The sequence below is a fragment of the Mycobacterium sp. 23 genome (assembly GCF_048287075.1).
GTDB lineage: Bacteria > Actinomycetota > Actinomycetes > Mycobacteriales > Mycobacteriaceae > Mycobacterium > Mycobacterium gordonae_B.
This window is the reverse complement of record NZ_JBLVUX010000005.1, coordinates 1,610,444-1,636,526: the sequence shown is the minus strand read 5'-3', so window position 1 is coordinate 1,636,526 and position 26,083 is coordinate 1,610,444. Positions and strand designations below refer to the sequence as shown.

At 70.9% G+C, this 26,083-nt stretch carries 13 protein-coding genes and 1 pseudogene; 5 read left to right on the top strand and 9 right to left on the bottom strand.

Annotated elements, in window-relative coordinates:
• The 6 genes and pseudogenes from ACNQS7_RS08545 to ACNQS7_RS08520 form a co-directional block, all read right to left on the bottom strand.
• Nucleotides 1–1,800 (bottom strand): nickel-dependent hydrogenase large subunit, encoded by a 1,800-nt coding sequence (locus tag ACNQS7_RS08545; RefSeq protein ID WP_418012216.1) that lies wholly within the window; start codon nt 1,798–1,800, stop codon nt 1–3.
• Between the two features lie 66 nt (nt 1,801–1,866).
• Nucleotides 1,867–2,922, bottom strand: a complete 1,056-nt coding sequence (locus tag ACNQS7_RS08540) for a hydrogenase expression protein HypE (protein ID WP_418012215.1) — start codon at nt 2,920–2,922, stop codon at nt 1,867–1,869.
• A 316-nt stretch (nt 2,923–3,238) separates the two neighbouring features.
• On the bottom strand, nt 3,239–3,574 hold the full coding sequence (locus ACNQS7_RS08535; RefSeq protein WP_418012214.1) for a hydrogenase maturation nickel metallochaperone HypA: 336 nt from the start codon (nt 3,572–3,574) through the stop codon (nt 3,239–3,241).
• A 35-nt stretch (nt 3,575–3,609) separates the two neighbouring features.
• Nucleotides 3,610–5,538: a hypothetical protein gene (locus tag ACNQS7_RS08530; protein ID WP_418015932.1), complete on the bottom strand. Its 1,929-nt coding sequence runs from the start codon at nt 5,536–5,538 to the stop codon at nt 3,610–3,612.
• A gap of 30 nt (nt 5,539–5,568) precedes the next feature.
• Nucleotides 5,569–5,799, bottom strand: a pseudogene (locus tag ACNQS7_RS08525) (hypothetical protein); the annotation flags it as partial.
• A complete protein-coding gene (locus tag ACNQS7_RS08520) occupies nt 5,688–8,051 on the bottom strand; it encodes a PPE family protein (RefSeq protein ID WP_418012213.1) in 2,364 nt (787 codons plus the stop codon). The pseudogene ACNQS7_RS08525 and the gene ACNQS7_RS08520, both read right to left, overlap by 112 nt.
• Before the next feature lie 540 nt (nt 8,052–8,591).
• On the opposite strand from ACNQS7_RS08520, the gene ACNQS7_RS08515 reads away from it, so the two are divergent.
• Nucleotides 8,592–17,987, top strand: coding sequence for a PE family protein (locus tag ACNQS7_RS08515; RefSeq protein ID WP_418012212.1), 9,396 nt, complete (start codon nt 8,592–8,594; stop codon nt 17,985–17,987).
• On the opposite strand, the gene ACNQS7_RS08510 is transcribed toward ACNQS7_RS08515, so the two are convergent.
• A complete protein-coding gene (locus tag ACNQS7_RS08510) occupies nt 17,984–19,099 on the bottom strand; it encodes a HoxN/HupN/NixA family nickel/cobalt transporter (RefSeq protein ID WP_418012211.1) in 1,116 nt (371 codons plus the stop codon). The two genes, ACNQS7_RS08515 and ACNQS7_RS08510, sit on opposite strands and share 4 nt — an antisense overlap.
• Before the next feature lie 135 nt (nt 19,100–19,234).
• Here ACNQS7_RS08510 and ACNQS7_RS08505 point away from each other — a divergent pair, with 135 nt between their 5' ends.
• The gene (locus tag ACNQS7_RS08505) at nt 19,235–19,762 is read left to right on the top strand and encodes a Fur family transcriptional regulator (protein WP_418012210.1); all 528 of its coding nucleotides are present in this window, start codon (nt 19,235–19,237) and stop codon (nt 19,760–19,762) included.
• Nucleotide 19,763: 1 nt separating this feature from the next.
• On the opposite strand, the gene mtr is transcribed toward ACNQS7_RS08505, so the two are convergent.
• Entirely contained in the window at nt 19,764–21,143 is a 1,380-nt protein-coding gene (gene mtr, locus ACNQS7_RS08500; RefSeq protein ID WP_418012209.1) for a mycothione reductase, read from the bottom strand.
• An 8-nt stretch (nt 21,144–21,151) separates the two neighbouring features.
• The gene (locus tag ACNQS7_RS08495; protein ID WP_418012208.1) at nt 21,152–22,177 is read right to left on the bottom strand and encodes an alpha/beta hydrolase; all 1,026 of its coding nucleotides are present in this window, start codon (nt 22,175–22,177) and stop codon (nt 21,152–21,154) included.
• Nucleotides 22,178–22,287: 110 nt separating this feature from the next.
• Between ACNQS7_RS08495 and mqo the strand changes: the two genes are divergently transcribed.
• Genes mqo through ACNQS7_RS08480 form a run of 3 tightly spaced genes read left to right on the top strand, consistent with a single transcriptional unit; the run spans nt 22,288 to nt 26,078 of the window.
• Nucleotides 22,288–23,766, top strand: coding sequence for a malate dehydrogenase (quinone) (gene mqo, locus ACNQS7_RS08490; RefSeq protein ID WP_418012207.1), 1,479 nt, complete (start codon nt 22,288–22,290; stop codon nt 23,764–23,766).
• Nucleotides 23,767–24,249, top strand: a complete 483-nt coding sequence (locus tag ACNQS7_RS08485; protein ID WP_418012206.1) for a GNAT family N-acetyltransferase — start codon at nt 23,767–23,769, stop codon at nt 24,247–24,249.
• Complete coding sequence (locus ACNQS7_RS08480; protein WP_418012205.1) at nt 24,246–26,078, top strand: magnesium chelatase subunit D family protein; 1,833 nt, start codon at nt 24,246–24,248, stop codon at nt 26,076–26,078. The genes ACNQS7_RS08485 and ACNQS7_RS08480 overlap by 4 nt, the downstream gene beginning before the upstream one ends.
• Nucleotides 26,079–26,083: the final 5 nt, after the last annotated feature.

Below are 26,083 nucleotides of genomic sequence, written 5' to 3'. Positions count from 1 at the left end.
TCACTCCGTTGCGGGTGACTGGGTGGGGGTATGCAGTCTCTCCAGCGTCTTGCCCTTGCCCAGATACATGTGCACGCCGCAGGGCAGGCACGGATCGAAGCTGCGCACCGTGCGCATCACGTCGATGCCTTTGAAGTTCTCCCGGTCGTTCTCCTCGAAGATCGGCTGTCCCTGCACCGCGTCCTCGTAGGGGCCCGGCGTGCCGTAGCTGTCGCGCGGGTTGGCGTTCCACGGGGTGGGCGGATAGGGGTGGTAGTTGGCAATCTTGCCGTCGCGGATCACCATGTGGTGGCTCAGCACGCCGCGCACCGCCTCGGTGAAGCCGCAGCCGATGCCCTCGTCGGGAACCTCGAACTTCTCCCAGGTTTTCGTTCGGCCGGCGCGGATCTCGGCCAGCGCCTTCTCGGCGAAGTAGAGTCCGCACGCCGCCGCGTAGGCCTGGAAGTAGGTGCGCGCCCGGTTGCGTTCGAGGGTGTTGGAGCCGTGCCTGGGCACCTTCCACTCGAATTCCACCGGGCCCTTCAGCGCCGTCTTGGGCAGGTTGATCTTGACGCTGTTGCCGGTGGCCTTGACGTAGCCGATGTCGACCAGTCCGGCCAGCGCGGTCGACCACAACCGGGCCAGCGGGCCGCCGCCGGTGTCCAGCGCCAAGTGGTCCTTGCCGTCGAACCAGCGCGGTGACATCACCCAGCTGTAGTTGCCGCCGTCCATCTCGCGCTTCTGCGGATGCGGGTTGGTGTGCTGATTCCACGGGTGCCGCCGGTCGATCGGGTTGCCCAGCGGGTCAGTCTTGACGAACATCTCCTGGTCAGTCCAGTCGTCGTAATATGAACTGCCCAAAAGGATCCGGATGCCCAGGTTGATATCGACCAGGGAATGGGTGACCAGCTTGCCGTCGACGACGACGCCGGGGGTGACGTACATCGCATCACCCCAGCGCTCCATGTCCTTGTATTCGAAGTTGCACACCTCCGGGTCCTGGAACGAGCCCCAGCAACCCAGCAGGGTGCGGCGCAGACCGACCTTCTCGTAACCGGGCAGCGCCTCGTAGAAGAAGTCGAACAGGTCGTCGTGCATCGGGACGACCTTCTTCATGAACTCGACATAGCGCATCAACCGGGTCATGTAGTCGGTCATCAGCTGGATGGTGGCCACCGTGCCGACCCCGCCGGGGTACAGCGTGGAGGGATGCACGTGCCGCCCTTCCATGAGACAGAACATCTCCCGGGTCCAGCGGCTGACTTGCAGTGCCTCGCGGTAGAACTCACCGCTGAACGGGTTCAGCGAGCGCATGATGTCGGCGATCGTCTTGTACCCGTGCGCGTCGGCGTGCGGAGCCTGGGTCTTCTCCGCCTTGGCCAGCACACCGGGGTTGGTCTCGGCGACCATCTTCTCGCAGAAGTCCACGCCCACCAGGTTCTCCTGGAAGATGTTGTGGTCGAACATGTATTCCGCGGCCTCGCCCAGGTTGACGATCCATTCGCCGATGTGCGGCGGTTTGACGCCGTAGGCCATGTTCTGCGCGTAGCAGGAGCAGGTGGCGTGGTTGTCGCCGCAGATGCCGCAGATGCGGCTGGTGATGAAGTGGGCGTCGCGGGGGTCCTTGCCCTTCATGAAGATCGAGTAGCCGCGGAAGATCGACGACGTGCTGTGGCACTCCACGACTTCACGGTTCTCGAAGTCGATCTTGGTGTAGATGCCGAGGCTGCCGACGATCCGGGTGATGGGGTCCCAGGCCATCTCGACGAGCTGACCGGGTTCCCGCTTGGAAGTTGACGGTTCGGGAATGATGGTTGTCATAGCGAATACTGCTCTCCGCCCTGCGGGCTGTGTGGAAGGTGGGGCCGGCCGCGACCGGCCCGGCGCTCACCAGGTTCGGCGGGCTCCGGTGACCAGTTCGGTGCCCTTGTGGCGCCAGCGAGGTTCTTTGTCGACCGTCTTTGCGGTGATATGGCGCAGGCTTCGGATCACGGTCCCGTACAGACCCGATGCGGTGCTGGACAGCTTGCCGCCCGGCGGTTCGTCCATGAACGGCATGAACTTGTCCGGGAAGCCGGGCATGGTGCAGCCGATGCAGATGCCGCCGACGTTGGGGCAACCTCCGATGCCGTTGATCCAGCCTCGCTTGGGCACGTTGCACTTCACCACGGGGCCCCAACAGCCAAGTTTGACAATGCATTTCGGTGACCCGTATTCGGTGGCGAAGTCACCCTGCTCGTAGTAGCCGGCCCGGTCACAGCCTTCGTGCACGGTCTGGCCGAACAGCCACTTCGGGCGCAGTGCGTCGTCGAGCGGGATCATCGGCGCCTGGCCGGTGGCCATGTACAGCAGGTACGTCAGCGTCTCGGAAAGGTTGTCGGGATGGATCGGGCACCCGGGCACGCAGACGATCGGTATGCCGGCCTTGCTCTTCCAGTCCCAGCCGAGGTAGTCGGGGACTCCCATCGCCCCGGTCGGGTTACCCGCCATCGCGTGGATTCCGCCATAGGTGGCGCAGGTCCCGACGGCGACGATCGCGGTGGCCTTGGGCGCCAGCCGATCCAGCCACTCGCTGGTCGTCATCGGCTGGCCGGTGGCCGGGTCGTTGCCGAACCCGCACCAGTAGCCTTCGCTCTTGATCTGCTCGTTGGGGATGGATCCCTCGACGACCAGCACGAAGGGTTCCAGCTCACCCCGGTCGGCTTTGAAGAACCACGCGAGGAAGTCGTCGGCCCCTCCGCTGGGTCCGCATTCGAAGTCGATCAGCGGCCAGTGCACGGCGACTTGAGGAAGTCCGGGCAAGGCACCCAAGGCGATTTCTTCGACACTGGGCTGGGTGGCGGCAGTCAACGCCACCGAATCGCCGTCACAACTGAGGCCGGCGTTGATCCACAGAACGTGAATCAACGTTTGTTCTGCTTTGACTGCTGCTTCTGTTGGCATACTGCAGCTTTCCGGGGCCCGGGCTGCGGCCCCTACGCCGCCGGAGTCGACCGTCGGCCCACTTGCGCGGCGCTAATCTCAGGCCTACTCGCGCTGTCCGGCATTGTCAACGGTTCGTGGCCGGAATGGCGTTATACAGAGGTCGGTCGGGGGTTATCATGGCACCAAAACAGCTGTCGGGCTGCAAGATTCAGAATTAGTGCGAATGCTCGGCGCAGACGCTGCGGGCAAACTTATTGTCGTTCCCGTTATTTCTGTCATGCACATCGTTCGCAAGAAAAATCCGATGACGAAATACCGCCGTCCTGAGTCACTTTCATGACACATCCAGCGATGCCACCAGGAACTCGTTGCCGTGCAGTATCTGGACGTCCGAGCTTTCGCACCGTGGACACCAGATGGACCATTGCGAAGCAATTTCCGACCGACTGCCGCAGGCGGTGCAACGCACTTCGGCCGGGACGTGCTCAAGCTCCAGCTCGGCGTCGGGCATGCCCTCGGCATCGCGCACCAAAGTCCAACAGAAAGACAAGGATTCGGGCACCACTTGCCGGAGCGCGCCGACCCGCACCCGCACCCGCTCGACGTGGCGCCCCGCGGCGTGGGACTTGACCACCCCGGCGATCGCCTGGCACAGCGAGAGCTCATGCACCGTCGCGACATTAGCACTCCGAAAACCGCTGCGGGTCAGAACAACTGGCGGAAGAATCCGGTGACGTTGGCGCCGACATTGGCGATGCCGGTGATGAGGTCGGGGGTTTGGAAGTTGTTGATGCCGGTGTTGTAGAGGCCGGTGATGTAGGTGCCGGTGTTGAGGATGCCGGCGAGGTTTTGGCCGTAGTTTTGCCAGCCGCTGGTGAAGCCGGTGGTGATGGGGTCCAGGACGGCGGTGTTGAGGAAGCCGCTGGTTCCGTAGCCGGTGTTGAAGAAGCCGCTGCTGTTGCCGCCGCCGGTGTTGCCGAAGCCGCTGCTGGGGTGGGTGGTGGTGTTTCCGAGTCCGGAGAACTGCAGCAGTGTGTAGGTGTTGGTGTAGTCGACCAGGAAAGCCGAAGCCAATTCGTCCGGCACATAGGGGTTACCGGAGAACCACTGGATGCTCGTCCGCAGGGGGATGTCGAGGCTGAAGTTGATGCCGATGTTGTCCGCGCGCCAGAACAGGCCGATGTTTTGGTTGCCGGCGATGAAGGCGCCGGTGTTGAGGTTGCCGGTGTTGCCCAGGCCGGTGTTGGTGTTGCCGATGTTGTCGGCGCCGGTGTTGGTGTTGCCGATGTTGTGGGCGCCGGTGTTGTAGTTGCCGATGTTGAGGTGGCCGGTGTTGAAGGTGCCGATGTTGTGGTTGCCGAAGTTGTAGTTGCCGGGGTTGTAGTTGCCGGTGTTGTAGTTGCCGGTGTTGAAGGATCCGGTGTTGTGGTTGCCGGAGTTGAAGAAGCCGGTGTTGCCGGTGCCGGAGTTGAATAGGCCGGTGTTGCCGGTGCCGGAGTTCAAGCCGCCGAAGCCGATTTGGTTGTCGCCGGTCAGGCCGATGCCGATGTTGCCGGTGCCGGTGTTGGCTAGGCCGATGTTGTGGTTGCCGGTGTTGGCCAGGCCGAAGTTGAAGTCGCCGAGGTTGGCAAGGCCCCAGTTGTTGTTGCCGGTGTTGGCGCTGCCGAAGTTGTTCGAGCCCCAGTTGGCGTTGCCGATGTTGGTGCTGCCCAGGTTGCCGCTGCCGACGTTGGTGGAGCCTTCGTTGCCCAGGCCGAAGTTGAAGTTGCCCCAGTTGCCGTTGCCGACGTTGCCGCCGCCGAGGTTGCCCCAGCCCAGGTTGGCGGGGCTGGTGTAGGTGATGCCGAACAGGCCGGCCAGGTTGTGGCCGCTCATGCCGATGCCGGAGACGATGTCGAGGTTGGCGGGGTTGAGGGTGGAGAGGTCGCCGGCGTTGAACAGTCCGGAGATGGCGTTGCCGACGTTGCCCAGGCCGGAGGCGAATCCGTCGGAGTCGCTGGTGAAGTTGAGCAGGCCCGAGGTGCCGCTGCCGGAGTTGCCGAAGCCGGAGACGGCGCCGCCGAAGCCGTAGTTGAAGAAGCCCGAGGAGGGGGAGGTGGTGGCGTTGAAGAAGCCGGTGCCGGCGGGGATGGTGAACAAGGTGATGGAGTTGGAGACGGTGATGCCGGTGTCGCCGAGGATGGTTTGGGGCAGCGGGATGGTGGCGGAGAAGCCGGCGGTGCCGTTGTGGTCGGCGGTGTTGAAGAAGCCGTTGTTGTAGCTGCCGGTGTTGAAGGCGCCGGTGTTGAGGTCGCCGGGGTTGGCGATGCCGGTGTTGAGGTTTCCGGTGTTGTAGGCGCCGGTGTTGGAGTCACCGGCGTTGCCGAAGCCGGTGTTGAGGTTTCCGGAGTTGTTCCAGCCGGTGTTGTAGTCCCCGGAGTTGGCGAAGCCGCTGTTGGCTTGGCCGGAGTTGTACCAGCCGGTGTTGTACTGCCCGGAGTTGGCCCAGCCCCAGTTGCCGTCGCCGGTGTTGGCCATGCCGTAGTTGTGGTTGCCGGCGTTGAGTAGGCCGAAGTTGTAGGTGCCGGCGTTGAGCAGGCCGACGTTGGCTTGGCCGGCGTTGAGCAGGCCGACGTTGCTGGAGCCGGCCAGCAGCAGGCCGAGGTTGGAGTCGCCGGTGTTGAGTAGGCCGACGTTGGCGTTGCCGGCGTTGAACAGGCCGGTGTTGTTGGTGCCGGAGTTGAACAGGCCGGTGTTGCCGCTGCCGGAGTTCAGGCCGCCGATGCCGATCTGGTGGTCACCGGTCAGGCCGATGCCGATGTTGCCGGTGCCGGTGTTGGCCAGGCCGAAGTTGTAGTCGCCGGTGTTGGCCAGGCCGATGTTGTAGCTGCCGTTGTTGGCCCAGCCCAGGTTGAGGCTGCCCAGGTTGGCCAGCCCGAAGTTGTCCGAGCCCCAGTTGGCGATGCCCAGGGGGTTGGCGCTGCCCAGGTTGGCCACGGACAGGAAGTTGTGGTCGCCGATGTTGGCGGTGGCCAAGATGTTGTAGCTGCCCTGGTTGGCGTTGGAGAAGAAGTTCCAGGCGCCGATGTTGGCGTCGCCGAAGTAGTTGCGGTAGCCGATGTTGGCGTTGCCGGCGTTGTTGTGGCCGATGTTGGCGCTGCCCACGGCCCAGTTGCCGGTGTTGCCGCCGCCGGTGAGGAAGTCGCCGGTGTTGCCGCTGCTGGAGAAGGGGTTGAGGAAGGGGGGAGGAAGGAGAAGCCCAGGCCGTCGTAGTTGCCCAGGTTGCCATTGCCGTAGTTGAAGTTGCCGACGTTGCCGTTGCCGATGTTCCAGAACCCGACATCAGCGAAGCCGATGTTGTGGGGCAGGGCGGTGAAGATGTCGATACCGGACAGGTTGGCCCCGATGTTGCCGAACCCGGAGACCACCGCCAGGGCACCCTGACCCGCGTTGTAGATGCCCGAGACGCCGACTCCGGTGTTCAGTGCCCCCGAGAGCAGCCCGCCGATGTTGCCCAGCCCTGAGCTCAACCCGCTGCCCCCGGAGGCGATGTTGAACAATCCCGAACTGCCTGACCCGTAATTGCCGAACCCCGAGGAATTCCCCGCCCCGGTATTGAAAAACCCTGACGATTCCGACGTCGTGACATTCCCGAAACCCGGCGTACCCCCCACCGCGAACAACGTATGCACCGTCGTCTGCACCGTATACGGCATGTTGTAGTAGGCCTGAAGTTGTGCCTCGTAGAAATTAGGCGAGTTATAGGAGGCGAAAAATGTATTCTTATACATTGTCGTCTCGATGACCGAGTAATCCAGCGTGATCAGGCCTTGGCCGTTGCCGCGCCAGAAGAGGCCGTTGTTGCGGTCTCCGGAGATGAAGGCGCCGGTGTTCAGGGTGCCGGTGTTGGCGTATCCGGTGTTGATGTTGCCGGGGTTGTAGTCGCCGGTGTTGGTGTTGCCGACGTTGAAGCTGCCGGTGTTGTAGTCGCCGGGGTTGGCGAAGCCGGTGTTGTGATCGCCGGTGTTGTGTCCGCCGGTGTTGAAGCTGCCCGAGTTCCACCAACCCGAGTTGGCCACACCGGAATTGGCCCAGCCGGTGTTGTAGTTGCCGGAGTTGGTGAAGCCCCAGTTGCCGGTCCCGGAGTTCAGCCAGCCGGTGTTGCCGCTACCGGCGTTGAGGAACCCGTTGTTGCCGCTGCCGGAGTTGAACAACCCGGTGTTGGCGGTGCCCGAGTTCCAGCCGCCGAAGCCGAACTTGTTGTCCCCGGTCAACCCGATCCCGATGTTGCCGCTGCCGGTATTGGCCAACCCGATGTTGCCGTCTCCGGTATTGGCGAACCCGAAATTCAAACTCCCCGCATTGCCGCTGCCGATATTCAGACTGCCCAGGTTCCCCGAGCCGAAGTTCACACTGCCCAGGTTCCCGAAACCCAGATTCGACGACCCCAGATTGCCCCACCCGAAATTCAGACTCCCCAGATTCCCGCCACCCAGATTCGAATCCCCGGTACTACCGCTACCCACATTGAAATTCCCCAGATTCCCCCCACCCACATTGAACTGACCCACATCCCCCCAACCCACATTGAACCGACCCACATCCGCCAAACCGAAATTGATGACGAGGGTGCCCGCGTCGTCGAGCAGCGCGGGCAGCGCCCCGAACGAGGGAATCGCCGCGGCCACCGACGAGGCGCCGGAGTAGTAGCCGAACATGGTGGCGACGTTCTGCGCCCACATCTGCTCGTAGGTCGCTTCGGCGGCCGCGATCGCCGGCGCATTGAGGCCGAACCAGTTCGACGTCACCAACGACACGAACTGGGCACGGTTGGCCGCCACCAGTGCCGGGGGTACCGCACTCGTGAGCGCCGACTCGAACGCCTCCGCCGCGGCCCGTACCTGAGTCGCGGCCCCCTCGGCTCCGGCCGCCGCAGCCTGCAACCAGCCGGCGTAGGGGGCGGCGGCGGCCAGCATCGCGGAAGCGGCCGCACCCTGCCACGCACCGCCCACCAGACCCGACGTCGTCGACCCGAACGACGCCGCCGCCGCGCCGAGTTCGGCCGCCAGCCCGTCCCAGGCCTCTGCGACGGCGAACCACGGGCCCGACCCCGCGCCCCCGTAGATGAGCGCGGAGTTGATCTCCGGTGCCAACAGCGGAAAGTCCATGCCCAGCCCTTCGTGTCCTCGCCTGACCAGCACGTCCGCGGCCGAGCCGGGTGGCCCTGCCGCAACGGTGCAGACGGCGGTAGAAATTAGCAGCCTTTATGACGGTTTATGACCGTTTCCGGAGGATTAGCTTAACTTCCTCGACCCGCACCGTCGCCCCTGCCGATAATTGAAGAAAATTCAACAATTTCTGAACATTATTCAGAAACTCTGACATCGTCTGTGGCCGCATTGCGGATCCAGAAACGTGGACCTAGTGCTGGTGATCCGACGGTGGGCGGGGCACCGCCGTTAGCTGGCCGACCTGGTTTAGACTGGGATAGTTCGCCTGCGGGACAACAAGTTTCAGAGAAGTGTCGGGTCGGGGCATGCGGCGGAAATGCTGCCGAGCCTTCCGCCGGTGGATCCAAAAGATTCGCATTGCGGTCGATCCCAAGAATTGCTACATTCTTGCGTGAATTGCTGCAATGAAATGGCTCACGTTCATATACTCCGCGTGTTCGATTCGCCAGCAGCCAACCAAATGAGAGGGCCCCGGGCATGTCCTTCCTGTTTGCAGCACCCGACGTATTGGCAGCGGCGGCGAACGACGTGTCGAGGATCGGTTCGGTCCTCGGCGCAGCGAACGCCCAGGCGGTCGTCCCGACGGTGAATCTGCTGCCGGCGGCCGCGGACGAGGTCTCGGCGGCCATCGCGGCGCTGTTCGCCGACCACGCTGAGCAGTACCGCGCGGTGAGCGTCGAGGTGGAGCTGTTCAGGGAGCGGTTCGCCCAGCTTCTGGCGTCTGGGGGCAGCACCTACGCCGTCGCCGAGGCCGCGAACGGAAACCTGCTGCAGCAGATCGAGCAGGCCACCCTGGACCTGATCAACGCACCCAGTGAGCTCCTCACGGGACGCGCGCTGATCGGCGACGGCGCCGACGGCGCGGCCGGCACCGGGAGCCGTGGCGGCGACGGCGGATGGTTGTGGGGCAGCGGCGGCAACGGCGGATCCGGGGCGGCCGGGGCTAACGGCGGCGCGGGCGGATCGGCCGGCTTGTTCGGCCGGGGTGGAAATGGCGGGGCGGGCGGGGCGGCGGTCACCGCGGGCGGAGCCGGTGGCGCCGGCGGCGCTGGAGGCGCCAGTGGAATGCTCGGTGGCTTCAGCGGCGGGGCCGGCGGCGCCGGTGGGGCGGGTGCGGCCGGCGCTGCGGGTCAGGCCGGCGGTGCGGGCGGCGCGGGCGGAGCCGGCGGCGCCAACATGCAGGTGCTGTTCGGCCACGGCGGTGCCGGGGGCGTCGGCGGTACCGGAGGTGCGGGTGGAGTCGGCGTCACGGGTGACACGGGCAGTGGCGTCGCCGGCGGCGGGGGCAACGGCGGCATCGGTGGTGCCGGAGGCGCGGGCGGCGCCAACAATGCCCTGCTGTTCGGCTCGGCGGGCTCCGGCGCCACCGGAGGCGTCGGCGGGGCCGGCGGCACCGGAGGATTCGGCGGAACGAGCTTCGGGCCGGGGGTCGCCGGTGGAAGCGGCGGCGATGGCGGCAGCGCCGGAGCCGGTGGTGCCGGGGGAACTGCGAACTGGTTCGGCAACGGCGGCGGCGCGGCGGGCGGCGCAGGGATCGGTGGCGTCGGCGGCCAGGGCGGCGCCGGTGGCACCGGCGCTGCGAACCTCACGGCTGGAGCCACCGGATACAGCGGCGGGGCCGGCGGACACGGCGGTCAGGGCGGCTCGGCCGGTGCGGGCGGCATCAACGGCGCCGGCGGTATGGGCGGTAACGGCGGTGCCGGCGGCGTCGGGGGTGATGGCGCGACGGTGCTCGGCAGCGACGGCGGTGTCGGTGGTGCCGGCGGCCGCGGGGGTGACGCGGGCCTGGGCGGCGCGGCCGGTGCCGGTGCGGGTGCTGCGGGCACCGCTGGTCTCGCCGGAGACGGCGGTGCGGGCGGCCAGGGCGGTAAGGGTGGCGCGGGCGCCGACGGCGTCACCGCAGGCGGTGCGGGCTACGCCGGTGGCCACGGCGGCGTGGGGGGTCAGGGCGGCAATGCGGCGGCCGGAGGGACCAACGGCAGCGGCGGTGCCGGGGGTGCTGGCGGCAGCGGCGGCGACGGCGCCACAAATCAGACATCCACCGACCGCCATGCGGGCAACGGCGGTCGCGGCGGAGACGGAGGTGCCGGCGGTGACGGCGGGGCATCCGGCACCGGCGGACTGGGTGGTGTCGCGGGCGACGGAGGCCGCGGCGGCGACGCTGGTGACGGTGCCGCCGGCGCCGACAGCGGCTACAACGGCATCGGTGGCAACGGCGGCGGTGGGGGTACCGGTGGCGCCGGTGGCACCGGTGCGGCCGCCACCTCGCCCAGCGGTGTCGCGGGGAGCGGCGGAGCCGGTGGGGCCGGGGGTCAGGCCGGTGCCGGTGGCATCTCGAGCGGACTCGTCGGCGAAGGCGGCATCGGTGGCACAGGTGGGGACGGCGGCCGCGGCGGCGCCGGCGGCACCGGAGCCGACGGCGGACTCGGCGGTGTCGGCGGGACGGGCGGAGCCGCCGGCAGCGGGGGCGCCGGCGGCAGTGTCACCGCTGGTGAAGACGGCCTTGGTGGCTATGCCGGGAAGGGCGGCAGCGGCGGAACCGGCGGTCTGGGTGGTGACGGGGGAGCAGCTGGTGCCCAGGGCACCGGCGGCACCGGGGGCGCAGGCGGTGGCGGCGGCAAGGCCGGTGTCGGCGGCAGCGGATTGGCGCCCGCAGGCGTGGCGGCGGACGGCGGCGACGGCGGGGCCGGCGGCGCAGGCGGCCAGGGCGGCGCGGCAGACGTCGGTGGCATCAACGGCGCCGGCGGTACGGGTGGTGCGGGCGCGGACGGCGCCGACGGAGGCACACCCGGTGGCACCGAGAACGGGGGCTACGGAGGCAAGGGCGGCAACGGCGGCAACGGCGGCCTGGCGGGTGCCGGCCTCGGCGCCGCGGGTACCGGCGGTGACGGCGGCAACGCGGGCAACGGCGGAAACGGCGCCGACGGCGGCAGCGCCCCCGCCGACTATTACGGCGCCAACGGCGGTTATGCCGGTGACGGCGGTGATGGCGGTGTTGGCGGCAACGCCGGCGGAACCACCGCCCACAACGGCAACGGCGGCAGCGGCGGCGTCGGCGGCCGCGGCGGCAATGGCGCCAGGGGCATCCCCGACAACGGCATCGGCGCCCGCAGCGGCGGCATGGGTGGCGTCGGCGGCTTCGGCGGGGACGGCGGGGCCGCCGGCACCGGGGGAGTCGGTGGACTCGCGGGCAACGGTGGTCAAGGTGGCATCGGTGGCGACGGCGGTGCCGGGTCCGCCGGCCTGGACGGTACCGGCCACAACGGTGGGGCCGGCGGCGACGCCGGCAAGGGCGGAAACGGTGGCAACGCAGGCGGCGCAACCGGCGCCAACGGCAGCGGGGGTCACGGTGGGTCCGGCGGCGCCGGAGGCCGCGGTGGCTCGGGTGTCTCGGTGGACGGCGGCACCGCCGGTGCGGGTGGCCTGGGCGGTAACGGCGGTGTCGGCGGAGGCGGTGGTTGGGCCGGCACCGGCGGCAGCGGCGCAACGGCTGGTGCCGGCGGCAGTGGTGGCGTCGGCGGCGGCGGTGGCACCGGCGGCGACGGCGGCTACAACGGCGCCGCGGGCACCGGTGGGACGGCCGGGAAAGGTGGCGCCGGCGGTGCCGGCGGAGCGGCCAACGGCTCGGGCAACCTCGCCGGAACCGGAGGTGCCGGAGGTGCCGGAGGTGACGGTGGTGCGGGGGGCATCGCCAACGGATACAACGGTCAGGGCGGCATCGGCGGTACGAGCGGCGCCGGTGGTGCCGGTGGCACCGGTGGTGCGGGTGCACCCGGCGGAGTCGCCGGTGCCGGCGGCACCGGGGGCGCGGCGGGCAAGGGCGGTACCGGCGGGCAGTCGCTCGTCGGCGCCGACGGCTACAGCGGCTTCGGTGGCAAAGGCGGGGCTGGTGCGACTGGTGGCGTCGGAGGTATCGGCGGGGCGGCCGGTGCCGCTGGTCCCGGCGGTAGCGGCGGCACGGGTGGCGCCGGTGGCGGCGGTGGAACGGGCGGCGTCGCGCTCGGCCCGACCGGCGTGGCCGGCGGTGGCGGCACTGCCGGCGCCGGTGGTACCGGCGGGCAAGGCGGCGCGGCCGCGGCAGGCGGCGTGAACGGGGACGGCGGCACCGGCGGCGCCGGTGGGTCCGGCGGTGACGGCGGGGCTGCCGGGGCGTCCCAGAACGGCCGCTTCGGCGGCGACGGCGGTAACGGCGGCTGGGGCGGTGCGGCCGGTGCCGGCCAGGGCGCCGGCGGCATCGCCGGCGACGGCGGCAAGGGCGGCGCCGGGGGCAATGCCAGCGCGGGCGGCGCCGGCGCCGCCGGCACCGGCAACAACGGCGGCAACGGTGCTAACGGTGGTCAGGGGGGTGACGGCGGCAACGCCGGCGGTCCGACCGGTCGCAACGGCGATGGCGGAGCGGGCGGCGCGGCAGGTGACGGTGGCAAGGGCGGCACCGGCACGACCGATACGGGCAACGGGGCCGGTGCCGGTGGCCAGGGCGGCACCGGCGGTATCGGCGGCACCGGCGGCTCCGCCGGCACGGGTGGCAACGGCGGCACCGGTGGCGACGGCGGCGCCGGCGGCAAGGGTGGTGGCGGCGGCACCGGTGCCGACGCGCTGGCCGGCAGCGGTCATGCCGGGGGGAGCGGCGGCAACGCCGGACGCGGTGGCGCCGGCGGATATTCCGGCGGAGCCGACTCGGCCGGCAGCAACGGCAACGGCGGCCAAGGCGGTGACGGCGGTACCGGCGGCACGGGAGGTACCGGCGCCGCGGGCGTCAGCAGTAGCGGCCAGGTCGGCGGCGCCGGCGGCAAGGGTGGCGATGCGGGCGTCGGCGGTGGCAGCGGCGGTGGCGGAACCGCCGGTCACGCGGGCAGTGCCGGCACCGGTGGCACCGGAGGTGCGGGCGGCACCGGAGGGGCCGGCGCTGACAACGCCGTGGCGGCGGGCACCGGATATGGCGGTGGCGCCGGAGGTGCCGGCGGTCAGGGCGGCTCGGGCGTCTCGGGCGGCGCCAACGGTGCCGGCGGCCAGGGCGGTGACGGCGGCGCCGGCGGGCACGGCGGTGACGGCAAGGCAGGGGCCGCAACCGTCGGTCAGGCCGGCGGCGCCGGCGGTCGGGGAGGCGACGCCGGAGCCGGCGGCGCGGCGGGCACCGGCGCGGGTGCCGCGGCCCAGGCCGGTGCGGCGGGTACCGGAGGCATCGGTGGTGACGGTGGTGACGGTGGGTCCGGTGCTGCCAACAGCACCGCCGGCGGCGCCGGGTATGCCGGTGGCGCCGGGGGCGCGGGCGGTCAAGGTGGGTCGGCCGGCGTGGGCGGCACCAACGGCGGCGGCGGTCTGGGTGGTGACGGTGGCCGCGGTGGTACCGGTGCTGACGGTGTTGCGGGTGTGGGCACTGTCGGTCAGGACGGCGGTGCCGGTGGCAGAGGCGGTGACGCGGGTGCCGGCGGGGCGGCCGGCACCGGCGCGGGCGCGGCGGGCAGTGCGGGTCGCGCGGGCACCGGCGGTGCCGGTGGTGATGGTGCCGACGGTGGGTCCGGCGGCGCCAATACCGCGGCGGGCCAGGCCGGGTATGCCGGTGGCGCCGGGGGCGCCGGCGGTCAGGGCGGGTCGGCCGGCGTGGGCGGCACGAACGGCGGTGGCGGTCTGGGTGGTGACGGTGGCCGCGGTGGTGCCGGCGCTGCGGGCGCCGCGGGTGTGGGCACTGTCGGTCAGGACGGCGGTGCCGGTGGCAGAGGCGGTGACGCGGGTGCCGGCGGGGCGGCCGGCACCGGATCAGGCGCCGCGGGCAGTGCGGGTCGCGCGGGCACCGGCGGTGCCGGTGGTCAGGGTGGCGATGGTGGGACCGGCGGCGCCAACGCGCTCGCGGGGCAAGCCGGGTATGCGGGCGGCACCGGCGGCGCGGGCGGTCACGGCGGCGCGGCGGGTGCGGGTGGCGTGAATGGTGACGGCGGCCGGGGTGGCAGCGGCGGCACCGGAGGTGCGGGTGGCACCGGTGCCACCGTGACGGGCAGCGACGGAGGCACCGGCGGTACCGGTGGCCGGGGCGGCGACGCGGGCGCCGGTGGCACGGCCGGCAGTGGCGCCGGAGCGGCAGGTAGCAAGGGCCTTTCCGGCGACGGTGGTCGGGGCGGGCGCGGCGGCGACGGCGGCGTTGCCGGACGAGACGGCAACGGTAACGGCTACAGCGGCGGCACGGGTGGTGTCGGCGGTGCGGGCGGCAACGCCGGCGTCGGCGGCGGCAACGGCAGCGGCGGGGCCGGTGGCACCGGGGGTCAAGGCGGTGCCGGCGCCAATGGCCGACCGGACACCGGCGTCGGTGCCGACAACGGTGGCACCGGCGGGCGCGGCGGCACTGGTGGCACCGGCGGGGCGGCCGGCACCGGCGGCAGCGGCGGCGTCGCGGGGGCGGGTGGCGACGGCGGCCAAGGCGGGACCGGTGGCGTCGGCGGCACCAACAATCACGTCCTGAGTACCGCCGGCATGGGCGGCAACGGTGGCCAGGGCGGACAGGGTGCGGCCGACATCGGTGGCGGCGCCGGCAACGGCGGTGCCGGTGGTACCGGCGGTGCCGGCGGGCTCGACGCGAGCGGCGGCGGCGCGGGCGGTACCGCAGGGGACGGAGGCGCCGGTGGGAAGGGCGGCGCCGGCACGGTAGGCACGGCGCCAGGCACCGCGGGTTCGGTGGGCGGGCGCGGCGGCGCGGGTGGAACCGGCGGCCAGGGCGGCGCGGGCGGTGCCTACAACGGTGACGGCGGCGCGGGCGGCACGGGCGGCCAGGGCGGCACCGGCGGTGCCGGATACGCCGATGACGGCAGCAACGACGCCGGCGACGGCGGCGCCGGCGGGGCCGGTGGGATCGGTGGCACGGCCGGAGCGGCCGGCGCCGGGGCCGGATTGTCCGGCAACTCCGGCGCCGCCGGTACCGGGGGCCAGGGCGGTCAGGGTGGACAGGGCGGCGTGGCCGCCGCCGCGGGGACGGCCGGCGACGGCGGCACAGGCGGCGCCGGAGGCGCAGGCGGAAGCGGTGCCGACGGCCTGACCGGCACCGGCAAGAGCGGCAGCACCGGCGGTCAGGGCGGTCAGGGCGGCCAGGGTGGCAACGCCGGCGGTTTGAGCGGGACCAACGGCAACGGCGGCGCCGGCGGCACGGGCGGCCAAGGCGGTGTCGGCGGCTCGGGTACCGCCGACACCGGCCTGGGCGGCGGTGACGGCGGTCGAGGCGGTGACGGCGGAAATGGCGGTATCGGCGGCGCGGTGGGCGCTGGAGGCACCGGCGGTACCGTCGGCGCCGCGGGAACCGGCGGTGGTGGAGGCGCCGGCGCCAGCGGGGCCGCCAACATCACCGCCGGAATGATCGGCGGCGACGGCGGCGCCGGCGGCCAGGGCGGGCAGGGTGCGACCGGCACCACCCCTGCGCTAGGTGGCACGGGTGGCGCCGGCGGCAACGGCGGCGCCGACCTCAGCGGCAGTGGCACCGGCGGCCAGGGCGGCACCGGTGGAACCGGTGGCCAGGGCGGCACCGGAGCTGACAACAGCAGAAGCAATGGCTTCGGCTCCACTGGCGGCCAGGGCGGCGTCGGCGGCGCCGGTGGCCAGGGTGGAAACGCCGTCAGCGGCGGCACCAACGGCGCCGGCGGCGTGGGTGGTCAGGGCGGAACGGGCGGCACGGCCGGACAGGGCACCGCCGCAGACGGCAGCGGCAGGGGCGGTCTCGGTGGCGGCGGAGGAACCGGTGGTGTCGGCGGGACGGCGGGTACCGGTACCGGTGCTGCCGGAGCAGCGGGCGCCGGCGGCCAGGGCGGTACCGGCGGGGTCGGTGGCACCGGCGAGTACAGCAGCGGCACCGGCGGTCAGGGCGGTATCGGCGGTCAGGGCGGCATCGACACCGGTCTCGGCGGCGGCACCGGCGGCAAGGGCGGTACCGGTGGCCAGGGCGGGGAAAACCTGGGCAGCGGCGCGGGTGCGGGCGGCAAGGGCGGCACCGGAGGACAGGGTGGCGCCGACGTCCGAGGAGGCGCCGGTACGGGCGGCCAGGGCGGTACCGGCGGAACTGCCGGCGCCAACCCCAACGACTACGCCGGCGGTGGTGACGGCGGCGACGGCGGCACCGGTGGTCGTGGCGGCGACGGAGCAGCCGGGAGCAGGCACACCGGCGGCACCGGAGGTGCGGGTGGACAGGGCGGCACCGGTGCCAACGACTTCTCCGGAGGCGACGGCGGCGCCGGCGGCCAGGGCGGAACCGGCGGAAGCGCAGGGGATCACCTCAACGGCGGCACCGGTGGTACCGGAGGCCAGGGCGGCGTCGGCCTGCAAGGCGGTGCAGCCGGCACCGGTGGCAAGGGCGGCACCGGCGGCACCGGCGGCTTGAACGCCAGATTCGGCGACCCGGTCGGCAAGGGCGGGCAGGGCGGTCAGGGCGGTCAGGGCGGCGCCGACACCGGCGCCGGAGCCGGCGCCGGTGGTGTCGGTGGCACCGGTGGCATCGGCGGGGCTGACGAGGTGGGCGGCGTGGCCGGCACCGGTGGTGCGGGTGGTCAGGGTGGCCAGGGCGGCGACGGCCTCTCGCTCAACGTCGGAAGCGGCGCCGGCACCGGAGGAAAGGGCGGCACCGGTGGTGCCGGCGGCCTGGGTGGTGCCGGGGGCGCGGGGGTCGGCGGCGGCACCAACGGCGCCGGCGGCGAGGGCGGCACCGGTGGAACCGGCGGAACTGGCGGCAAGGGCGGCGGCCAGACCGGGGCGGGCGCCACGGCCGGAGCCGGTGGCCAAGGTGGGACCGGCGGAGCCGCGGGCGCGGGCGGCGCGGCCGGCAGCGGCGGCGGGTCGGCCGGTGCCGCGGGCGACGGTGGCAACGGCGGTGCGGGCGGAACCGGTGGTCAGGGTGGCCAGGGCCGGCAAGGAGCGAACGCCGGAGCCGGCGGTGCAGGCGGTAGCGGCGCCACGGGCGGTGCAGCGACCGGCACGGGCCACGTCGCAGGTGACGGCGGCGCGGGCGGCGTCGGCGGCGTCGGAGGCAACGCCGATTGGGACTCCATCGCCGGCACCGGCGGCACCGGCGGCACCGGTGGGTCCGGCGGGGCGGCGACAGGTGGCGCAGACGGTGGCGTCGGCGGCAAAGGCGGGACCGGCGGCGTCGGAGGTGTCGGCGGCACCGGAAACGCGCAGTTACGTCCGGGTGACACCGGTGGCACCGGCGGAGCCGGCGGCACCGGCGGTCAGGGCGGCAGTGCCGCCACCGGCGGCACCAACGGAGCCGGCGGCGCCGGGGGTACCGGTGGTCAGGGCGGTCAGGGCGGTACCGGTTATGCCGACGACGGCAACAATGTCGCCGGCAAGGGCGGGACCGGCGGCACCGGCGGAGTCGGCGGCACCGGCGGCCTGGCCGGCAGCGGCACCGGCGCGGCCGGCGGCGCCGGCGCCGCGGGAACCGGTGGTCAGGGCGGTCAGGGCGGCACCGGCGGTCGTACCACCCACGCCGGCAACAGCGCCGGAACGGGTGGCGTGGGCGGCCAGGGTGGCGTCGGTGGCCAGGGCGCAGACGGCCCGGCCGGCGGCGGCACCGGCTACCACGGCGGGCTCGGTGGCGGCGGCGGACTTGGCGGCGTAGGCGGCGCGAACACGGCAGGCGTCGGCGGGACCGGTGGCGCCGGCGGCAAGGGTGGCATCGGCGGCGACGCCGGTGACGGCACCGGCGGACAGGCCGGCGGCACCGGCGGCACGGGTGGTAGCGGCGGTGCGGGCGGCACCGGTGGCGTCGGATCCAGCGGTAAGTCCGGCAGTGCGGGTAGCAGCGGTGGTGTCGGGAACGTGGGAACCGGTCCGTCCGGCTCGACCGGCGGCACCGGCGGAACGGGTGGAACCTCAGGCAGCGGCGGCGCCGGGTCCAGTTAGCCCACGCGCTCCGTCGCCGGGGCCCACTTCTCTTCGATCCGTCCGTAACGCCACACCAACAGCGCGACGGCCCAGGTCAGGACGAACATCCCGACGACGACGAAACCCACCGTGTTCAGGTCCAGGCCGGCGATCCAGTCCCACAGGCCACCGCGCCAGCCGAGACGACCGGCGAACAGCCCCAGCAGCTCCACGGTGCCGATCAGCAGCGCCACCGCCACCGACAAGCCGGTGACGGTGAGGTTGTAGTAGATCTTGCGTACCGGGTTGGAGAACGCCCAGCCGTATGCGAAGTTCATGAAGGAGCCGTCGATCGTGTCCAGCAGACACATGCCGGCGGTGAACAGCACCGGGAGGCACAGGATGGCGTACCAGGGCAGCCCGGACGCCGCGCTGGTGCCCGCCAGCACCAACAGCGCGATCTCGGTGGCGGTGTCGAAGCCCAGACCGAACAGCAGCCCGAGCGGGTACATGTGCCAGGACTTGGTGATCGACTTGGTGAGGCGTCCGAGGAATCGGTTGATCAGGCCGCGATTGTCCAGTTGTTGTTCGAGCTCCGCCTCATCGAACTCGCCGTGGCGCAGGCCCCGGAACACCCGCACGATCCCGAGCAGCACCACGATGTTCATCAGGGCGATCAAGTACAGGAACCCGCCCGAGACGCTGGTTCCGATCAGCCCGGTATAGAAGTGCAGCCGCGACGAGTCGTCCTCGACGGGGCCGACGACGGCGCGCAACCCGGCTGCCAGCAGCAGCGCGAGGGTGAACACCACCGAAGAGTGGCCGAGGGAGAAGAAAAATCCGACGGCCAGGGGACGCTGGCCCTCGCTCATCAGCTTGCGGGTGGTGTTGTCGATGGCGGCGATGTGGTCGGCGTCGAACGCGTGCCGCAGCCCCAGGGTGTACGCGGTGAGTCCGATGCCCACGCCGAAAGCCTTGTGGCCCACACTCAGATGCGCCGGCTCCACCACCAGGATCAGGGTCAGCCATCCCACCAGATGCAGCGCCGCGATCACCGCCAGCATCAGGCCCAGCCGCCCCCACTCTGCGGGCGACAACGCCGTCCGCAGTCGCGACCACGGTGACTGCCGGTCGAGCCGGTCGCTGGCCATCCGAATCCTTCCCACCGACAGAGACGCGCTCAACTGTAGGTTCGCCCGAGATTTGGTTCCAACTGACTCGCAGGAGGGGGACGCGCCGGTGGAGCCCCACTGGCAATCCCGCGCCGGCGGCGCAACACTGAACGGGTGACGACAGAACCGGTGGGCCTGGACCCGGCGGCCGCCGAGCGGATCGGCGAACTGCTGCGCTCGCGCGGACTGCGGCGGATGGCCTCGCGGATCCAGGTTTTGGCGATCCTGGAACCGGTCAACGGGCACCTGTCGGTGGCCGAGATCCAGCACCGGTTGCCGGCGTGCCTGGCGCCGGGAGACCAGCCTCCCGACCTCGCGACGATCTACCGCACGGTCACCACCCTGGTCGATCAGGGCGTGCTGCACGCATTGACCCTCGACGGCGGCGTCACGACCTACGGCATGGCCACCGCGCCGCACCACCACGCCGTGTGCACCCAGTGCGGGGCGATCATCGAGGTGCCCGCCCGCAAGCTCAGTTCGGCGCTCGAACATGCGATGGCGGGTAGTTCGTTCGCGCTGTCCGAGCGGGCCGGGCTGACGCTGCACGGCCTGTGCCCGACCTGCCAGGAAAGCGTGCAGGACTATCTCGAGGGGGAGAGCGACTCCACCGATCCGCGACCCAAGGGCCGCCGCGGCTGAGTCAGCTCAGGCCCAGCAGTGCGTTCTCCACCACTTCGGCCAGGGCGGGATGGATCCAGTACTGGCCGCGGGCCATCTCATGGGCGGTGAGTCCGAAGCTCATCGCCTGGATCAGCGGCTGAATCAGCGACGACGCCTGATAGCCCATCAGGTGCGCGCCCAACAGCCGTCCGGTGCCGCGTTCGGCGATCAACTTGACGATGCCGGTGGTGTCCTCCATGGCCCACCCGTACGCGACGTCACCGTAGTCCTGGATCTTGACCGAGACGTCGAAACCCTGTGCCACCGCCTGATTTTCGGTCAATCCGACGCTGGCCAACTGGGGATCGGTGAACACCGCCGACGGCACGAACCGGTGATCGGTGACGGCCATCGACCCGGTGTCATCCCAGTCGCAGAGCAGGTTTCGCTGCACGACGCGTGCCTCGTGGTTGGCGACGTGCTTGAGCTGGTAGGGCGAAGAAACGTCGCCGAGTGCGAAAACGCCACGCGCGGAGGTTCGTTGGTACTCGTCGACGACGACGCGGCCGTTCTCGACGGCGATTCCGGCCTGCTCCGCGTCGAGCAGGTCGGCGTTGGACAACCGCCCGGTGGCGACCAGCAGCGCGTCCGCGTCCAGGGTGCTTCCGTCGTCGAGTTGCAGTGACACACCGGAACCGCGGTTCTGTCCGCCGACGACGTTGCGGTGGGTCCGCAGTTCCCACTTGCCTGACACGATGCGGGTGAACCGTTCGCAGATGGTGTCGTCACAGTGACGCAGGAGGCAACTGCCGCGCACCACCAGCGTCACCCGCGAACCCAGGGCGGAGAAGACGTGGGCGAATTCTGCTGCCACGAAGCCGCTTCCGACGATGACGAGGTGGTCGGGCAGATCAGGAATCCGCATGATGGTGTCGCTGGTGTGGTATCTGACACCCGAGGCGGTGATGGCCGGCGGAACCGTCGGCCGCGAGCCCGCGGCGATCACCACCTGGTCGGCGGTGAACTCCTCACCGTCTTCGGTGCGCAGCAGATAACGCCCGTCGGCGGCGACCGGCCCGAAACGCGTGTGGCTGCCGTAGACGTCGATGTTGGACGCCGAACGGCGGTAGTCCTCACCGCTGGGCCCGATCGGATCGATGCGCCCGAAGACCCGCGACACGATGTCGCTCCAGCGCACCCGGTCGATGTGGGCGTCGACGCCGTACCGGGCCGCGCCCTGGATCGTCTTGGCCACCTCGGCGGCGTAGACGAACATCTTCGTCGGGATGCACCCGACGTTCAGACAGGTGCCGCCGAAGACGCCCTGCTCGCAGATCGCCACCCGCTTGGACGCATAGTGCTCGTTGAGAATGCTGTTGCCCGAGCCGGTTCCGATGATCGCGAGATCGTAGGTCTCCATCCGATGCGTCACCCTTTCCCCGACCGGTTCTCGGGCGGGACCGAGGCGTCGGTGTCGTTGAGCCTGCTGAGGTGTTCGTCGAGCCAGCGGTCCAGATGGCGATAGGCTAGCTGACGCGGTTGGGAAAGCGACAGGAACACATCGTGTTTGGCATCCGGCACCGGAATGATGCTGGTGCGGTTGCCGATACAGCCGGCCCACCGCGCGATCTGGCCGACGTCGAGCACCGCGTCACCGCGCTGCAGGGCCGCCGGTTCGGCGCTCTCGGGCACGGTGTGGTCCGAACGCAGGATCAGGTTGGGCACCCCGACGTCGAGCCCCCGGTGCAGCCGGGCCTGGCCGCGACGTACCGCGTGCAGCCAGCCGAACGTTACCGGGAAGCCGCCCAACGGTTTCCACTGCAGGTTGTACTCGAACTCGCCGTGGTAGTCGCGGTGCAGGCTCGACCCGTACCCGCCGCTCCCGCTGGCCCGCGCGACGCCCTTGCTGCGCATGCGCGACAGCGCCGCGATGGTGGCCGAGGTGACTCCGAGGCGCAGGATCGCCGGGCCGTGCAGGTCGAGGAACGGGCTGTTGAGCACCAGGCCGCTGACACCGGCCTGCGCGGTCGCACCCTGGCGGCGCAGCCGGTCCAGCCACAGCGACAAGATCAGCCCACCCGCCGAATGTCCGTACATCAGCACCCTGGCATCGGACTGTTCGCGGATCAGGGCCAGCGCCCGGTTGAGCTCGTCGTCGTAGTGGGCCAGGTTGGTGGTGAAGTGCGGGGTCTGGTCCGCCCGGTGTGAACGGCCGCACTTACGCAAGTCCAGCGCGTAGAAGGTGAAGCCGCGATCGGCGAAGTGGTCGGCCAGCGCGGTGTGGAAGAAATAGTCGGTGTAGCCGTGCACGGCCAGCACCGCGTGGCCGGCCGCCGTTTGTGGGCCGCGGCGAACGAGCGTCGCGACGATCTCGCCCTCACCATCCGGGTCGGGCCCGAGCGGGATGGTGCACTGCCAGTAGCCCGGCAGGACGTCGGGCTCCCAGCCAGTCACGAGGCCAGCTTAAAGGTTGCCGCCCTGGCCGATGCGGTGGATTGGGTGGCCAACTCGTTCGGCGATAGCCTTGGGAACCGGCAGTCTCCCAGGAAAGGACAGCGATCGGCGTGGCACAGCAAGCCAGAACCGACGTCGTGCTGGTGGGTGCCGGAATCATGAGCGCCACCCTGGGCGTGTTGCTGCGGCGGCTGGAGCCTGGCTGGTCGATCACCGTGATCGAGCGCCTGGACGCCGTAGGCGCCGAGAGCAGCAGTCCGTGGAACAACGCCGGCACCGGCCATGCGGGGCTGTGCGAAATGAACTACACGCCGCAGCGCTCCGACGGCTCGATCGACATCACCAAGGCAGTGCTGGTCAACGAGCAGTTCCAGGTCACCCGGCAATTCTGGGCCTACGCGGCCGAAAACGGCATCCTCACCGATGTACCGGGATTCCTCAATCCGGTTCCGCACGTCAGTTTCGTGCGCGGGCCGGCCGGAGTCGACTATCTGCGGCGACGCCGTGAGGCGCTGGCGCGCAACCCGTTGTTCGCCGGCACCGAGCTGATCGTGGACCCCGGCGAGTTCGCGCGCCGGCTGCCGTTCATGGCCGCCAACCGCGATTTCACCGAACCGGTGGCCCTGAACTGGGCCGCCGACGGCACGGACGTCGACTTCGGCGCCCTGTCCCGACAGCTCATCGGCTATTGCGTAAAAGCCGGTGCCACCGTGTTGTTCGGCCACGAGGTGCGCGGTCTGTCACGTCGCGATGGTGGCTGGACGCTGACCGTCGGCAACCGGCGCACCGGGGAGAAGCGGAAAGTGGATGCCCGGTTCGTCTTCGTCGGCGCCGGCGGTGACGCGCTGCCGTTGCTGCAGAAGGCCGGTATCGAGGAGATTCGCGGCTTCGCCGGTTTCCCGATCGGCGGCCGTTTCGTGCGCACCGCCAACCCCGGGCTCACCGCCGCGCACCGGGCCAAGGTGTACGGCGCGCCGTCGCCGGGGGCCCCGCCACTGGGCGCGCTGCACCTTGACCTGCGGTTCGTCAACGGCCGGCCATGGCTGGTGTTCGGGCCTTACACCGGCTGGTCGCCGAAGTTCCTGAAGCACGGTCACGTCAGCGACCTGCCCCGCTCGATACGGCCGGACAATCTGCCGTCCATGCTGGGCGTCGGCGTGCGGGAGCTGACACTGCTGCGGTATCTGATCGCTCAACTGCGGCTGACCGATCCGGACCGGATGGCGGCGTTGCGTGAATTCGCCCCCAGCGCAGTGGATTCGGATTGGGAGCCGACGGTCGCCGGACAGCGGGTCCAGGTGATCCGGCGGACCCGGGGCAAGGGCGGGGCGCTGGAGTTCGGCACCACCATCGTGGGTGCGGCCGACGGCAGCATCGCCGGCCTGCTGGGCGGCTCGCCGGGTGCCTCGACCGCCGTCCCGGCGATGCTGGAGGTGCTGCAACGCTGTTTCGCCAACCGGTACCAGTCGTGGTTACCTACCCTCAAAGCGATCGTGCCGTCATTGGGAGCTGACTTGTCGGGTGAACCCGCGCTGTACGACGAGTTGAGGTCGTGGACCGATAAGACGCTGCACTTGAAGGCGGCATGAATGTCTGAAGCCTTGCGCCGCTCCTGGTTCAAAGACCTTGACGCGCGGACTCTTTACGAACTCCTGAAGCTGCGTGTCGAGGTGTTCGTGGTCGAACAGGCCTGCCCCTACCCGGAGTTGGACGGTCGCGACCTGCTCGCCGAGACCCGGCACTTCTGGCTGGAGTCGTCCGATGGAGAGGTGGTCTGCACGTTGCGGCTGATGGAGGAGCACGCCGGTGGTGAGAAGGCGTTCCGGATCGGCCGGGTGTGCACCAAGCGCAGTGCGCGCGGGCAGGGCCACGCCACCCGGCTGCTGCGCGCCGCGCTGGCCGAGGTGGGCGATTACCCGTGCCGCATCGACGCGCAGAAATACCTGACCGAGATGTACGCCCGGCACGGTTTCGTGCGCGACGGTGACGATTTCCTCGACGACGGGATTCCGCACGTGCCGATGCTCAGGCATGGTTCGGGGCCGGGCTCCTCCGCGGTAGGCGCGCGGTGAAGCCCTATCCGTTCAGCGCGATCGTCGGGCACGACCAGCTGCGGCTGGCGCTGCTGCTGTGCGCCGTGCGCCCCGAGATCGGCGGCGCCCTCATCCGCGGCGAGAAGGGCACCGCCAAGTCCACCGCCGTGCGGGGGCTGGCGGCCTTGCTGTCGGCGGGTCTGGTGGAGATGCCGTTGGGGGCCACCGAAGACCGGGTCGTCGGCTCGCTGGATCTGCAGCGGGTGCTGCGTGACGGAGAGCACGCCTTCTCCCCGGGCCTGCTGGCCCGCGCGCACGGCGGCGTCCTCTACGTCGACGAGGTGAACCTGCTGCACGACCATCTGGTCGACATCCTGCTCGATGCCGCCGCCATGGGCCGGGTGCACATCGAACGAGACGGCATCTCCCACACGCACGAGGCCCGGTTCGTCCTGATCGGGACCATGAACCCCGAAGAGGGTGAGCTGCGTCCGCAGCTGTTGGACCGGTTCGGTCTGACGGTCGACGTGCAGGCCTCGCGCGACGTCGATGTGCGGGTAGAGGTGATCCGCCAGCGGATGGCCTACGAAGCCGATCCCGACGCGTTCGCCCGCAAGTACGCCGACGCCGACGCCGAGCTGGCCGGCCGGATCGCCGCGGCCCGCGCCATGGTCGACGATGTGGTGTTGCCCCACAACGAGTTACGGCGTATCGCGGCGCTGTGTGCGGCTTTCGACGTCGACGGCATGCGGGCCGATCTGGTGGTGGCGCGCACCGCCGTCGCCCACGCCGCGTGGCGCGGCGCGCTCACGGTCGAGGAGCAGGACATCCGGGTGGCCGCGGAACTGGCGTTGCCGCACCGTCGCCGCCGCGATCCCTTCGACGATCACGGCATCGAGCGCGACCAGCTGGACGAAGCGCTGGCGCGGGCGGATGCGGAGTCCCAGGGCCAACCGGACCCCGACCCCGACCCGCCCGGCGGCGGTCAGTCCGCGGAAGAGTCGGTCCCCGAACAGAATTCGGGTGGGAACGGCGCGCCGGCCAGCCCTGGCGCGCCGCCCAGGCCCAGCGCGCCACCGTCGAAGGTGTTTCGCACCCGGGCTTTGACGGTGCCCGGGGTCGGTGAAGGCGCGCCCGGACGACGATCCCGCGCCCGCAACGCCTCCGGCAGCGTGGTGGCCGCCGCCGACCCCACCGACCCGGGTGCGCACGGGCTGCATCTGTTCGCCACCCTGCTGACGGCCGCCGAACACGCCGAGCGGGCCGGGCCGCTGCAGTTACAAACCAGCCACCTGCGCCGGGCCGTCCGTGAAGGACGTGAGGGCAACCTGGTTATCTTCGTGGTCGATGCCTCGGGCTCGATGGCCGCCCGCGACCGCATGGCCGCCGTCAGCGGCGCCGCCATGTCGCTACTGCGCGACGCCTACCAGCGGCGCGACAAGGTCGCCGTCATCACCTTCCGCCAGCAGGAGGCCAGGATCCTGCTGCCGCCGACGTCGTCGGCGCACATCGCCGGGCGGCGACTGGCCCGGTTCGACACCGGCGGCAGGACCCCGCTCGCCGAGGGCCTGCTGGCCGCGCGCGCACTGGTGATCCGGGAGAAGGTGCGCGACCGGGCGCGCCGTCCGCTGGTGGTGGTGCTGACCGACGGCCGCGCCACCGCCGGCCCGGACCCGTTGGTCCGCAGCAGGATTGCCGCCGAGAGGCTGGTGGCCGAAGGTGTTGCCGCCGTCGTCGTCGACTGCGAGACGTCGTATGTGCGGTTGGGTCTGGCCGGACAACTGGCCCGTCAGCTGGGTGCTCCGGTCATCCGCATGGAACAGCTGCACGCCGATCACCTGACCCGGGCCGTCCGCAGCGTGGCATGACAGGA